Source organism: Bacillus sp. FSL K6-6540, from assembly GCF_038007545.1.
In genome coordinates, this window is the sequence record NZ_JBBOXH010000001.1 from 4,632,372 (window position 1) to 4,645,567 (window position 13,196).

Below are 13,196 nucleotides of genomic sequence, written 5' to 3' on the forward strand. Positions count from 1 at the left end.
CCGCTACCTCCCCAATGAGATCTCTTGATTTATAGTTTTACGATTAAGGGCAAAAGAAATGATGGTCTGTTGCTCATAAGCATGAACATCCTGATATCCGCTAGCAGGGCTCGAACGCTCAGGACGTCCGCTGTAACGGACCTCTGTGCCTTTAGGTGCAATTTCACGAATTCTCGGCTCCATGAAGCTCCAGCCGCCCATGTTCTGAGGCTCTTCCTGAACCCACAAAATCTCTTTCAGGTTCGGATACTTCTGCATCACACGGGAAATTTCTTCTTTAGGGAAAGGATACAGCTGTTCCACACGAAGAATGTGGATCCAGGATTGGTCCTCACCCTTCTGCTTATCCAGTGCGTCTTCCAAGTCGATCGCGATTTTCCCCGAGCACAATACAAGGCGTTCCACCTTCTTAGGTGTTTGACCTAGACCCGGCTGTTCCATTACCTTCTGGAAACCGCCCTCGCTGAACGCGTTCACAGGCGACGCGACACGCGGGTTACGGATCAAGCTCTTCGGAGCCATAACCACCAGCGGCTTGGCATCGTCCGTGTTGGTCAGGGAAGCCTGTTTGCGCAGCAGGTGGAAATATTGGGCGGCCGAAGTCAGATTCGCAACCGTCCAGTTATCCTCGCCGCTCAGCTGGAGGAACCGTTCCAATCTGGCGCTGGAGTGCTCTGGGCCGTTTCCTTCATAGCCGTGAGGAAGCAGCATCACCAAGCTGGACTTCTGTCTCCACTTCGAACGTCCGGCCGTAATGAACTGGTCGATGATCACCTGTGCACAGTTGACGAAATCGCCGTACTGCGCTTCCCAGATCACCAAAGTCTCGGGAGAGTACACATTGTAGCCATATTCAAATCCAACGACCGCAGCTTCGGTCAGCGGGCTGTTATGGATCGCGAACGATGCCTTGGCTTGCGGCAGCCGGTGCAGCGGGCAGAAGGTTTCTCCATTAACCGCATCGTGAAGCACCAGGTTTCGATGGGCAAACGTTGCACGTTCGGCATCCTGTCCCGTGATCCGGATCGGCTTGCCGTCAGCGAGAATCGTAGCGAAGGCCAGCGTTTCGGCATGCCCCCAGTCCACCTTCTCGCCCTCGTCAAGCGAGTTGCTGCGCCGCTCGAGGATGCGTTGAAGCTTTGGATACACCGTAAAGCCTTCAGGCCACTGCAGGAGCTCGCGGTTAATGCCGCGCAGCACCTCTGCAGATACATTCGTCGCGGCTTCCGTCTTGGATTTGCCGTCCGTAGGGTTCAGTCCGAGCAGAATCTGATCAACCGGATCCTTCGTCTTCACGTTCTCGTAAGAGTTCTTCAAGACCTCCACGACGCCGTTCTTCAAACCGTCCACTTGTTCTTGGGTCAGAATGTTTCCATCCACCAGTTTCTTCATATAAATCGTGCTGACGGTTGGATGGTTCTTCACCTTCTGGTAGATCAGCGGCTGGGTCGTTTCCGGATCGTCCGTCTCGTTGTGGCCATATTTCCGGTAGCCGACAAGATCGATCAGAATGCTCTTCTTGAACTTGTTGCGGTAATCGCTGGCAAGACGGGCCACTGCGATACACGCTTCCGGATCATCCGCGTTCACGTGGATAATCGGAATCTCATAGCCTTTTGCCAAATCGCTCGCATAATGGGTCGATCTGGAATCCTTGCCTTCCGTCGTGAATCCGATGCGGTTGTTCACGATGATGTGAATCGATCCGCCCGTACGGAACGCCGGCAATTTATTGAAGTTCAAGGTTTCCGGCACGATGCCTTCGCCAGGGAACGCGGAATCGCCATGAATCTGAATGCTCAGCGCTTTGTTCACATCCTGCTTCGGATAACCCGCTTCGCTGCGATCCTCCTGGGCGGCACGAGCAAAGCCCTCTACTACCGGATTGACGTATTCCAGGTGACTCGGATTGTTCGCAAGCGTGATCCGAACCTGTCGGGCCTCATCCTTCTTCAGGTAACGGTCCGCGCCCAAATGGTACTTTACGTCGCCCGTCCAGCCGTAGTTGATGCCCATGGAGCCTTCGGACGGCACCAAATGTTTATTCGGAGAGTGCATGAACTCCGAGAAAATCTTGCCGTAATCCTTGCCCAGCACATGAGCCAGAACGTTCAAACGTCCGCGGTGCGCCATACCCACGAGAATGGAGTTGACATCCGCTTCGGCCATTTGGCGAACGATCTCGTCGAGCAGCGGCACGAGTGCCTCGTTGCCCTCAACCGAGAAGCGCTTCGCGCCTACGAACGTGCGATGCAGGAATTCCTCGAACTGCTCGGCTTCGAGCAGCTTCTTCAACAATCCCCTGCGCTCTTCAACGCTCATGTCGGACAAGTAGCGGCCTGATTCGGCCTGCTGGTTGAGCCACTTGCGTTCTTCTTCATCGTGGACGTGGCTAAATTCATAGGCAATGGAGCCTGTATATAGTTGCAACAGCCGCTGGATTGCCTCTAAGCCGTTCTTGATATCGCCAGGAGCCTCCTCCCAGACGATCTCTGCAGGCAGGGCGGCCAAATCCGCTTGGCTGAGTTGGTAGCTTTCCGGTTGAAGCAGACGCGTGTCGGCTTCGTTTCCGATTCCAATCGGATCAATGTCTGCGGCCAGATGACCGTAGGTTCTAATGTTCCACACCAGTTTGCCGGCAGCTACCCCTTTTTTCATCAATTGCGGGTCGTAGCTTACACCTTGTCCCTGCGAATCCGCTTTCTTTTCATTGTTTTCCAAAGATGGAGGCGGTCCCCAGCTTGCGAACAGCTCGCGGTATCCTGGCTCCACAGATTGCGGGTCTTGCAAAAACTTCTCATACTGATCTTGAATGTACCCCAAGTTCGGACCGTGATATTTCTGCCATGGTCCCTCTGTCATTCTGTCAAGGGTCTTCATCGCTGACTCCCTCCGTCAGATTATTTTGATTGCTCAAGGACGGAATTTCTAATTTTACATTTTGCATACTACATTTTACATTAAATAAACGTTTTCTTACGATTACATTATAATACACTTGGCCTCAATACCGAAAATACCCTTTATATATAATAATGATCTCAGAAACAGATGAATTTGCGTCAATTTTTTGACGATTTGTCCGCTCGTTCACCAGTTCCCTGTATGGGGTTCCATTTAAACCCATTTATTCGGAAAAAATATCCTCTTCCAGCCAGTCCATCTGCCGCAGCGGCTCGGGGCCGGTGTCCATCCCCAGCAGTTGAAGAAGCTGTTTGGCGTTGTCGGAAGCATCGCCTCCCGAATTGTTGTTGAAGATAATCCAGCACTGCTTCGCTTTCTTTAGCAATTGCTCTATCCATCCTCTCAGCTGTTCCAATTCTTCCGGACTGTAACGGTACAAATACCGTACCTCTCGCCAGTTGGGCAGACCGCTGGATTGCCACCCATCGGCGTTTCGTCCGTGCATCCGGATCATCACGGCCTCCGTGCCCGATGTCTCGAGCACGACCGGCACCGATCCGATACCGGCTTGCGGCTCGTCGGCTATGCTGTGGATCCAACCCTCGCTTCGCATAAATTCGAGGGTCTTCTCGCGAAACTCCGGCGCATACCAGCTCTGATGGCGAAACTCCAATGCTACCGGAACGTCCTTCATCCATTCCCGCGTACGCTTCAGCGTGTCCACATGCTTGCGTTCGCAACCAAACCATGGCGGGTATTGGAAAAGCACGGTCCTTAATTTGTCAGCCGCTCGCAATTCTTCGACCGATGCAAGCAAATGATCGAACATCGCTTTTACGCTGGGGTATCTGTCCTTGCCCTGTCCGCGGGCATGTCCTGTCATGCCCTGATAGGCCTTTACAATAAAACCGAAATGCTCCGGGACGGCTGCCGCCCATTTTGTCATTTGTTCCGGCGAGGGTATGGCATAGAACGAATTGTCCATCTCCACGATGGGAAAATGCCTGCTGTACATTTCCAGTTTATCTGCAGGCCTTGCCCCTTCGTCATACAGCTTGTCATGATCTCCCCACCCGGACAAACCTACCTGAATCACATCTTTTTGTTTATCTTCCTTTGACATAACAATCCTCTCATCCACATGATTTACCATATCGGGGACTTCTATTAATTAACCTGATACGGGTGATTTCAAAAGCAGGCAGCCCCATACTGATTTTACCAATGCCTTGATTTCGTTCACTTCCGATCATAAAAAACATGATGGGCTTCCAGGTTTCCGTCCAGGATCTCGATCCTTCCATGCGAATAACGGGGCTGCCGCCTTTTATCCGTAGCGGAACCGGGATTGAACAGCAGGACCCCCTGTACATCTTCTTTAAAGGGAATATGGGAGTGGCCGAACAAGATGCAGTCCACCTCCGTATCTGCAAAAGCTTTTCTTGCTCGCGTTGGCGTCGTTCCGCCTTGACCGTGTCCGTGCACAATCCCGATGCGCTTGCCTTCGATTTCAACCAGTCTTTTATACCCAAAGCGTTCCACGATCCGCGCGTCATCCACATTCCCGGCCACGCCCTCCACGGGAGCATATTGACTTAACAGCTCGTAGAGCTCCCAATCGGACCAGTCTCCGGCATGAACAATAAGCTCCGATTGCCGTAAATCTTCAAGCAGCGGGTCTGGCAGTTCCTTCGCCTTTTTGGGCATATGGGTGTCTGACAATACCGTAATCCGATATGGGCGACTCATTGGGATGCACCTCTTCTTATGGTTATGTAATGCTGCAATACCAGCCATCTGACATTCATCTATATCCTACCAAATAAACGAAATCAAATAAAACCGCGCAGGGAGCTGCGCGGTTTTTCATGTCTTTTTTAAGGCAGAAAAAATTCCCAATCCAGTTTTAGTTTGTCCGCCTTCCGAATACAATGTACGAGCAAGCAGGTACAAGCTGTGTTATCCATGTTCCAGACGAGAGGTGGAAGTTGATGAGTATTCTAATTAGCTACATGATCCTTGGCCTTTCCCTATCAGCCCCCGTTGGTCCGATTAATGCGGCGCAGCTTGATAAAGGGATCAAGAAAGGGTTCTGGCATGCTTGGCTGTTCGGCATTGGTGCGGTCCTTGCGGATATCCTGTATATGGTCCTCGTCTATCTCGGCGTTGTTCATTTTCTGAATACGCCGTTCATGCAGACATTCCTCTGGCTGTTCGGCGCTTTTGTCCTTATCTATTCCGGGCTGGAAAGCATCCTGAACGCCAATAAAGTGACGATCAGTCAAGAAAAAAGCGATGATTCGTTATGGAAAAGCACGCTCTCCGGGTTTCTCATGTCCGTCTCGAATCCGATGACGATTCTGTTCTGGCTCGGCATCTACGGCTCCATCCTGGTCAAAACGGCTGCGGACGAAGGGTCCGGGAACCTGTTTCTCTACAGCGTTGCCGTCATCGCCGGGGTCGTGCTGTGGGACTTGTTCATGGCCGCGCTCGGCAGCGTATTCCGCCGATATTTAAACGAGCGGGCGCTTTCTCTCATTTCGGTGCTTTCCGGGATCTCGCTAATCGTGTTTGGCGTTTATTTCGGAATTCGAGCTCTGGCATTACTTTATCCGCTCGTATTCTAACGGGCCGGTTTGGGGCTAAGCTTGCGCTTTTCCCTCTCCATCGCGCGGCCCTGACCGGATTTCTTCCACACGGAGCGCATGCATAATACGACCAGTCCGATTAACAATATGAACCCGAGACTGATCCAGAGTCCCGGCCGACTCGTCGGGTGCAGGGCGGTTCCGCTGACGGCAGCCGCTATGAGTATCATTCCGATGTATCTTTTGACCTTGCCCCATCCTGTAAGCTCCATCAGCCGGCCTGCCGATATCAGGATAAAAAACCAGTTATACAGCAGCATAAGGCCTGCCGCAGTTGTCAGATACTCGTAAATCTTGCCGGGCATGAGCAGAGACAGCACGATGGATACAATCAACCCGGCGGCGGTAAGGGAAAGCGAGAAGATGGGCGTATCCCGCTTAAACATTTTTCTGGAAAACAGCTTGGGCGCATCCTTATCCTCGGACAACGTGACCAGCATCGTGGTTACGGCATACAGCGAGGCAACCATCGTCGAGAAGCCGGCAATGATTAAGACCGCATTGAATAGATGGGGGATAAAAGGCAGTTGATACGAGTTAAGCGCTACAACGAAGGGGCTTTTCGTCGTGGAGAAGCGATTCCAGGCTACCATCATGACGGCCATCCCAATAGACAGCACATATACGATGGACAGCAGGAGAATCATCACCTTGCCCGATTTCGGCGCTTCCTTCGGATTCTTCAAGCGGACGGCCATGACTCCCATGACTTCAATTCCGCCGAAAGCATAAAACGCAAAGATCAAGGACGACCACACGCCTTTTCCGCCCGTCGGAAATAAGGCGTTCATGCTGCCCGGAACATGGGGCTTAGTCCCGCCTTTCAACCATCCCATCCAAGCGGCGGCGGCAATGACAAGAAACATGACGATGGCAGCAACCTTAATAACAGCCAGCACATTCTCCAGGCGGTCGAAGCCCTTGGTGCCGATCCATATGACAAAAAGCCCCAGTACGGCATAACCTGATGCGAATATCCACATTGGAACGCCAGGAAACCAAAAACGGGAGAAAATCGCCAGCGCCGTCATCTGGCTTCCCATGATCAATACTTCGGAGCACCAGTACATCCACCCTGTTGAGAAGCCTGCCCACCGTCCGTAGGCTTTTTTGGCGTAGGTTCGGAACGAGCCTTTTTGCGGATCCTCCGCCGTCATTCGCGCCAGCACATCAAACACGAAGTAGGTGGCCGTCGCCGCCAATATAATAGAAAGAAGAAAAGCCGGTCCGCCAAGCCGGATACCCAGCGCGGATCCGAGAAAATACCCCGTGCCGATCGTTGATGCAACTCCCAGCAGCGATAGCTGCCACCACTTCAGATTCCCTTTTACTTTCCCTGCCTCGGTCTTCGCTCCTCTGTTCACGGTTATGTCCTCCGGATGTCGTGATGTATTCGTTCAAAACTTTCCTTATTATGAAGGGATTCTCCGTGATTTATGTACCGTGCCGCCCAGCCTAAAAATGCCTTTAAAGTTCCATGAAGAGAAGACAAGCAAGCGGATTATGCAGCCCGGGGGCTGGATGCTCTCGCATATTTTGGCTGTTCCCCGAGAAGTATAAACGGAAGAAAGCAGAATTGGGGGATCACACATGTCATTAGCTCGCGGTATTCCAACGAATCAGGCGTTTATGATTATGATGCTCACGGCAGGTTTGACCAATCATGTCATGATCATCCCTGTGCTTCTGGAGAAGTCCGGACGGGATGCCTGGATCACCATTCTAGTGTCAGCCGTGTTATTTATGCCCTGGGTTCTGCTGGTTTACGGAATCATCAAAAAAGTCGGCCCCCGTTCGATCAAGCAAGCGTTGGACGAGAGCAGCGGCAGAGCGGCTCGCATGCTTGCAATGGGCATGTCCGGCTTGTATTTTTTCGCTTTTGCCTTCTATACCTTGAAGGAAGTCATCGATTGGACGAAATCGACCTATATGGTCCAAACCCCTGTCATTGCAACGGCCTTCGTGCTCATGATGCTGTGCCTTATCAGCATTAACCATGGAATCAAAACCATCGGCGTTGCCGCCGGCATCTTGCTGCCTTGCGTTGTCTTGCTTGGCATATTCGTGTCCGTGTCCAACCTGAAAGTAAAAAACTACAGCTACTTGCTGCCTGTCCTTGAGGATGGCTTCATGCCGGTGCTTGGCGGAATCCCGATCATGTTCGGGGGATTGTCCCAATTTATCCTGATCTTATTTCTGCGGCCTCACCTGCAGAAAAAGCCCGGTTTCTTGACGTTCCTGCTCATCCATCTGGTTCTCATCTTCCTCACGTTTGGACCCACGATCGGCGGCATTGCCGAATTTGGTCCGGAAGAAATGAAGCTTCAGCGGTACCCCGCCTATGAGCAATGGCGTCTCGTGAAGCTGGGCAAATTCGTGGAACACGTCGATTTTTTATCCATCTTCCAGTGGCTTAGCGGAGCTTATGTCTCCATTTCCATTTCGATTTTTTTGCTCTGCGAAACCCTTCTTCCCAAGTCCAGACAGAGCGTTGGCGTATTAGCCGCCACCACGCTGCTCATCATACTGTGCGCCTCACCGATCAGCAATTTGAAAATGTATTATGCCATGGCCGACTATTTCTTGCCCGCATCCGCCGTTTATATCACCATCCTAAGCCTCCTGTTATTCTTCCTGATCCGCAAACCGAATCAGCAGGAGCCGCAGGATGCCAGTTCCACGAAAGGAGATACGCCGCAATGAACATGACCGAACAGCAGCTGCGCGATCGTTATGCCGATTCCGATGACGTCTATATAACGTCCTACCCGGGAATGGATGAAGAGCCTTGGGCGATTATGGTTTACAGCCCGATGATGTGCGATTCGAAAGTGTTGTCCGAGGTCTTTTTGCCTGTCATCAGCAAGGAATGGAATACTTCCGTTTCGCAAAAGCATCCGTTTGACCCGACCAGCCTTGAATATTATCTTACGCTGGATGTCGCCGATGCCGATTTGGAGTCCGTCGATGACATTGTTTATTCCGGCTACGTTGCCTTGTATTTTCCCAAGGACGATAAGCTGTATTCGTACAGCGCCGGCAAAACCATCGGCCGAACGCCGGAAGAAAGCGCCACGGAAACCTCGGTCAAAGGACCTCGCGACGGGTTTGTCGAGGAATTGGATATCAATGTAGCACTTATCCGCAAAAGGCTGAAATCACCGGGACTTGTCTATTCCTCCTTTAAGCTTGGAGACAAAAGCAAAACCACCGTCGGCATCATGTATTTAAAGGACAAGGTCATACCGGAGACCGTCACGGCCATCGTGGACAAGCTAAACCATTACGCCGGGGATCCTCCCGTAGGGATCGGCGAGCTTGCGGAGCATCTGACTCCGTACAGGTTCAGCGTGCTTCCCATGTTTGACTACACGGGGCGGACGGATCTGGCATACGACTCTCTGACTCGCGGCCGTTTGGTCATTATTATGCAGGGAAGTCCCGTCCTATTGATCGCGCCTGCGAGCTTCATGCAACTGTTGTTCGCTGCCGAAGACCCCCAAATGCCGTTCTATTTCGTGATGCCCTGGAGAATTCTGAGAATGTTCGGGTTCCTGATTTCCATTTTCCTTCCCGGCTTCTATATAACGCTATTAGCCTTTCACCAGGATCAAATCCCTTTTCCGCTGCTGGCAACGGTTGCGAATACCCGGCTCGGCCTTCCGATCCCGACCGGGTTTGAGATGCTGATCATTCTGTTTCTCCTCACTCTGCTGCGGGAAGCCGGCATGCAGATGCCTTCTCCGATCGCGTCAACCATTACGGTGGTTTCCGGTATCATTATCGGCGATGCGGCGATTCGGGGCGGTTTTTTCTCCCCGACGATGACCGTCATCGGCGCCCTATCCTTTGTGGCGGGGTCTACCCATTCCAATCAGGATTTTGTTGTCAGCCAAACGATCTTGCGTTTCTTTGTCCTTACCCTGTCCTCGATGTTCGGGTTATTCGGTTTCTTCATATCGGTCTTCATGATCGTTCAATATGCAGCAAACCATAATCCGTTCGGGCAGCCGTACCTTGCCCCCTTCTCGCCCTTCTCCATATCCAAAATCCTGGGCAATCTCTTGCGATTTCCGGGGAAACGGAAAAAGGGCGGCGCGTTATGAAGCGGGTATGGATACTTGTATGCCTAACGTCTCTGCTGCTCTCAGGCTGCTGGGACAACAATGAAGTCCAGGATATCAACTATATCACGGCGCTCGGCGTGGATTACAAAGACGAGAAATATATCATCTATGTGCAGATGCTTGACTTTGCCACGATTGCCAAACAAGAATCCAACAAACAGACGGAGAAAGCGCCTATCTGGGTTGGCCGAGGTACCGGGACCACGTTGACTGAAGCCCTCGTTGATCTGTACACGTCGAGTCAGCAGCGGGTCTCCTGGGGGCATGTGACGGCTTTGGTGCTTTCGGAGGCCGTGTTAAAACCTAAGCAGTTGTCCCAAGTGTTCGACCTGACCAACCGTTCGCAGGAAATCCGGTATACGAAATGGATATACGGGACCAAGGATAAGATGGAGGATCTCTTTACGGTGTCGCCGTTCTTTCAGCTCTCCCCCCTGCACTCGCTGCTTCATGAACCCAGGGAAAGCTATGTCCAATTCTCGTTTATACGTCCGATCCAATTCGTGAACTTTATTCGTCTCTATCGGGAAAAAGCCGCCACCGTTCTACTTCCCTCCCTTCATATTTCGACCCAGAACTGGTCGGAAAATTTGAAGCAGCATCCGATATTGGAAGTGAACGGTGGATTTCTGATCAAGAACAAGGAATTGATGGGCTGGCTCCCACGATCCGATCTGCTGGGGACCCGCTGGTTAGCATCGAATAATACTCACGCTGCCGTCGTCGTTCAGGCGGACGGTGAAGCCGTCGGGAGCATTCGGCTGGAGAAGCCCCAATCTACCATCGAAGTCATCCGGAAGCCAAACGATGCGTCGTATCGAATCAAGCTGAACGTCATAGGGACGGTACAGAATATATACAAGCAGGTGGGGATTAAGGAAATGAAGCGATTAACGGAAGATACCCTGCGTAAGGAATTGCAGAACACCTTTCATAAAGCAGCATTGATCCACGCGGATCCTTATGAGCTATGTCTCCAATTGTACCGAACCGATCCAAAACTATGGAAGAAACTAGTGGAACAGAAAAAGGAAATCTACGACGAAACGCCGCTTGAGCTTGATGTCAATGTCAACATCCGGTATTGGGGACAGCGTAAAAGCCTGAACCGATAATGAACCTATGCAAAAAAAGAGAAACCCTGTGCTTGGAATAGCACAGGGTTTCTCTCGTTAGTAGCAGCTGCCGCCACATTTACATCATTTTTTTGATTTCGTCTTTAATGGATTCGGCCTGCGGTCCGAATACGACCTGGACCGCACCTTGACCCAGACGCATGACGCCCGATGCGCCTAATTTTTTCAACTCCGAATCCTTAACGGCCTTCTCGTCTTTAACGACGAGGCGCAGACGCGTGATACAAGCATCGATGCTGGTAATATTATCCGCGCCGCCGATGTTTTGCAGAACCTTGGCCGCTTTGGATTCATTGGATGCCGCTCCGGATGGAGCCGGGGCAACTGTATCGCCATCGTCAGAAATCGGATCCATGTCGTCGTCATCCTCGCGTCCAGGCGTTTTCAAGTTCAGCTTCACAATGAGGATTCTGAACAGCAGATAGTAAACGACTCCGAAAGCCAAGCCGACCGGCAGGAGCAGCCAAGCATTGGTAGACAGCTTCAGATTCACCAGGTAGTCGATCAGGCCCGCCGAGAACGAGAAGCCCAAATGCACATCCAGGACATACATGATCAATCCGGAAAGACCTGTCAAAATCGCATGAACTACATACAGTACCGGAGCAATGAACATGAACGCGAATTCAAGCGGTTCGGTGATCCCCGTCAGGAACGACGCCACTGCCGAACCGATAAAGATGGAGCCGACGAGCTTGCGTTTGGACGGCTTGGCGGTATGCATAAAGGCCAGCGCCGCAGCCGGCATCGCAAACATCATGATCGGGAAGAAACCGGACATGAACATGCCTGCCGTCGGGTCTCCCGCAAAGAAACGCCACAGGTCGCCGTGAACGACTTCGCCCGCGGCATTCGTGTAATCGCCGATCTGGAACCAGGCGATGGAGTTTAATACGTGATGCAGACCCAGAGGGATCAGCAAGCGGTTAGCCGTACCGAAGATGAACGAACCGATGCCTCCCAGACCGACAACCCAGTTGCCGAAGGCGGAAATGCCATCCTGGATCGGGCTCCAAATCATGCCGATCAGCACTGCCAGCACCATCGTGGAGGCTGCCGTGATGATCGGTACGAAGCGTTTACCCGCAAAGAAGCCCAACCAATCCGGCATCTTAATGTTGTGGAATTTATTATACAGGTAGGCGGACCATAGACCGACAAAGAAACCGCCAAGAACGCCCATATTCAGCTTTACGTCATCCGGTATAAACGGCATTTGCAGCGGCACTTGCGCCAGCACTCTTGTAAGCACCATGTACCCGATAAGAGCGGAGAGACCCGCAACGGCATCCCCGGCGAATCCGATCGCAACGCCGATCGCAAAAATAATCGGCAGATTATCCAGAATGGCAAGGGCGCCGGAAGTCATGAACGGAGTTACATATTGATTCAGAAAAGCTCCGAGAGCTCCCAATGGTATGTCTTTTTGATAGTCGATCAATCCAAGCCCCTGCAAGATACCTGCCGCAGGCAATGTGGCCACCGGCAGCATAAGGGACTTACCCAGCTTTTGCAATTTAGCCAGCATGTCAATCATCCTTTCAACTTCAATAATTTAGCTTTTGCTGAAACCGTTTACATAATGCGTCGATATAATAACCATTTCTTCCCATTCACTCCGGAACAGAAATACCTCAGAAAATCCTCCTCCTTGCGGGCTCTTGTATTCATCATTTTAAGGCGGCATGGATACCATCATCATTCGAAGTCAACAAAAAAAGCCAAGAAGAACGGCGACTATGCATTAAATAGTCCGTTTCTTCTTGGCTCATGCCCATGTTTATGGTAACACGCCTTAAACGTATTCATTTGATGTTGTTATCTTAATTCACGTCTTCCCGTTTTGTCAATAACCAATATTTATTTCCTTATCGAATGAAAACTATTTCAAATCGATGGTCAAAACAGGATTTTGGCCGGACACGACGTCACCGGTCTGACCGTCCACCTTGGAAGCCACTTCATCCGCATTGGTTACGATAATCGGCGTAATCGTCGGATAACCGGCGGCCCGGATCGCAGCCATGTCGAATTCGATGAGCGTCTGACCCGACTTCACCTGGTCACCGGCTTGAACATGGCTTGTAAAGCCTTCACCCTTCAAACCGACCGTGTTAATCCCGATATGGAACAAATACTGCAGGCCGGTTGCGGGATCCTCGAGCATGACGGCATGCTTGGACTTGATGACATGCGCAACGGTCCCGTCAAAAGGCGCGATTAATTTGCCCTCGGAAGGCTCGATGGCGATGCCTTGGCCCATGTGCCCGGCAGCAAACGCCTCATCGGGCACTTGCGATAAAGGCACGGCTTTACCCGACAATGGGGCTGTTAGTTGAATGACAGTAGCTGTTTTTTTCTTTTTCCAACGATCGAACATG

General features: G+C 51.6%; 10 protein-coding genes. 4 read left to right on the forward strand and 6 right to left on the reverse strand.

The window, feature by feature from the left end:
* Nucleotides 1-3 precede the first annotated feature (3 nt).
* The 3 genes from MHH82_RS20395 to MHH82_RS20405 all read right to left on the reverse strand — a co-directional run bounded on the left by MHH82_RS20395 (nt 4) and on the right by MHH82_RS20405 (nt 4,653).
* Entirely contained in the window at nt 4-2,880 is a 2,877-nt protein-coding gene (locus tag MHH82_RS20395) for a 2-oxoglutarate dehydrogenase E1 component (RefSeq protein WP_096774433.1), read from the reverse strand.
* Nucleotides 2,881-3,127: 247 nt separating this feature from the next.
* Complete coding sequence (locus MHH82_RS20400; RefSeq protein ID WP_340967681.1) at nt 3,128-4,027, reverse strand: DUF72 domain-containing protein; 900 nt, start codon at nt 4,025-4,027, stop codon at nt 3,128-3,130.
* 116 nt (nt 4,028-4,143) lie between these two features.
* Nucleotides 4,144-4,653, reverse strand: coding sequence for a metallophosphoesterase family protein (locus tag MHH82_RS20405; RefSeq protein WP_036661540.1), 510 nt, complete (start codon nt 4,651-4,653; stop codon nt 4,144-4,146).
* A 242-nt stretch (nt 4,654-4,895) separates the two neighbouring features.
* On the opposite strand from MHH82_RS20405, the gene MHH82_RS20410 reads away from it, so the two are divergent.
* The gene (locus tag MHH82_RS20410) at nt 4,896-5,531 is read left to right on the forward strand and encodes a LysE family transporter (RefSeq protein WP_009590653.1); all 636 of its coding nucleotides are present in this window, start codon (nt 4,896-4,898) and stop codon (nt 5,529-5,531) included.
* Here MHH82_RS20410 and MHH82_RS20415 read toward each other — a convergent pair.
* Nucleotides 5,528-6,916 (reverse strand): amino acid permease, encoded by a 1,389-nt coding sequence (locus tag MHH82_RS20415; RefSeq protein ID WP_340967683.1) that lies wholly within the window; start codon nt 6,914-6,916, stop codon nt 5,528-5,530. The genes MHH82_RS20410 and MHH82_RS20415 overlap by 4 nt on opposite strands.
* A 226-nt stretch (nt 6,917-7,142) precedes the next feature.
* On the opposite strand from MHH82_RS20415, the gene MHH82_RS20420 reads away from it, so the two are divergent.
* From MHH82_RS20420 to MHH82_RS20430, 3 genes are read left to right on the forward strand one after another with little or no spacing between them, the layout of a single operon-like run.
* Nucleotides 7,143-8,255 carry a GerAB/ArcD/ProY family transporter gene (locus MHH82_RS20420; protein WP_340967685.1) on the forward strand — a complete coding sequence of 371 codons (1,113 nt, stop codon included), beginning with the start codon at nt 7,143-7,145 and terminating at the stop codon, nt 8,253-8,255.
* Complete coding sequence (locus tag MHH82_RS20425) at nt 8,252-9,658, forward strand: spore germination protein (RefSeq protein ID WP_015736222.1); 1,407 nt, start codon at nt 8,252-8,254, stop codon at nt 9,656-9,658. Before MHH82_RS20420 ends, MHH82_RS20425 begins: the two co-directional genes overlap by 4 nt.
* Nucleotides 9,655-10,794, forward strand: coding sequence for a Ger(x)C family spore germination protein (locus MHH82_RS20430; RefSeq protein ID WP_340967688.1), 1,140 nt, complete (start codon nt 9,655-9,657; stop codon nt 10,792-10,794). Before MHH82_RS20425 ends, MHH82_RS20430 begins: the two co-directional genes overlap by 4 nt.
* Nucleotides 10,795-10,873: 79 nt before the next feature.
* Here the strand turns inward: MHH82_RS20430 and nagE are convergent, their stop codons facing one another.
* Both nagE and MHH82_RS20440 read right to left on the reverse strand, forming a co-directional pair.
* Nucleotides 10,874-12,343, reverse strand: a complete 1,470-nt coding sequence (gene nagE / locus MHH82_RS20435) for an N-acetylglucosamine-specific PTS transporter subunit IIBC (RefSeq protein ID WP_015736224.1) — start codon at nt 12,341-12,343, stop codon at nt 10,874-10,876.
* 354 nt (nt 12,344-12,697) lie between these two features.
* On the reverse strand, nt 12,698-13,195 hold the full coding sequence (locus tag MHH82_RS20440) for a PTS sugar transporter subunit IIA (RefSeq protein WP_015736225.1): 498 nt from the start codon (nt 13,193-13,195) through the stop codon (nt 12,698-12,700).
* Between the last annotated feature and the right edge of the window lies 1 nt (nt 13,196).

Excerpts from the sequence above, each read along its gene's own strand:
- MHH82_RS20395 (WP_096774433.1), bottom strand. The coding sequence starts at position 2,880 with ATGAAGACCCTTGACAGAATGACAGAGGGACCATGGCAGAAATATCAC.
- MHH82_RS20400 (WP_340967681.1), bottom strand. The coding sequence starts at position 4,027 with ATGTCAAAGGAAGATAAACAAAAAGATGTGATTCAGGTAGGTTTGTCC.
- MHH82_RS20405 (WP_036661540.1), bottom strand. The coding sequence starts at position 4,653 with ATGAGTCGCCCATATCGGATTACGGTATTGTCAGACACCCATATGCCC.
- MHH82_RS20410 (WP_009590653.1), top strand. The coding sequence starts at position 4,896 with ATGAGTATTCTAATTAGCTACATGATCCTTGGCCTTTCCCTATCAGCC.
- MHH82_RS20420 (WP_340967685.1), top strand. The coding sequence starts at position 7,143 with ATGTCATTAGCTCGCGGTATTCCAACGAATCAGGCGTTTATGATTATG.
- MHH82_RS20425 (WP_015736222.1), top strand. The coding sequence starts at position 8,252 with ATGAACATGACCGAACAGCAGCTGCGCGATCGTTATGCCGATTCCGAT.
- MHH82_RS20430 (WP_340967688.1), top strand. The coding sequence starts at position 9,655 with ATGAAGCGGGTATGGATACTTGTATGCCTAACGTCTCTGCTGCTCTCA.
- nagE (WP_015736224.1), bottom strand. The coding sequence starts at position 12,343 with ATGCTGGCTAAATTGCAAAAGCTGGGTAAGTCCCTTATGCTGCCGGTG.
- MHH82_RS20440 (WP_015736225.1), bottom strand. The coding sequence starts at position 13,195 with ATGTTCGATCGTTGGAAAAAGAAAAAAACAGCTACTGTCATTCAACTA.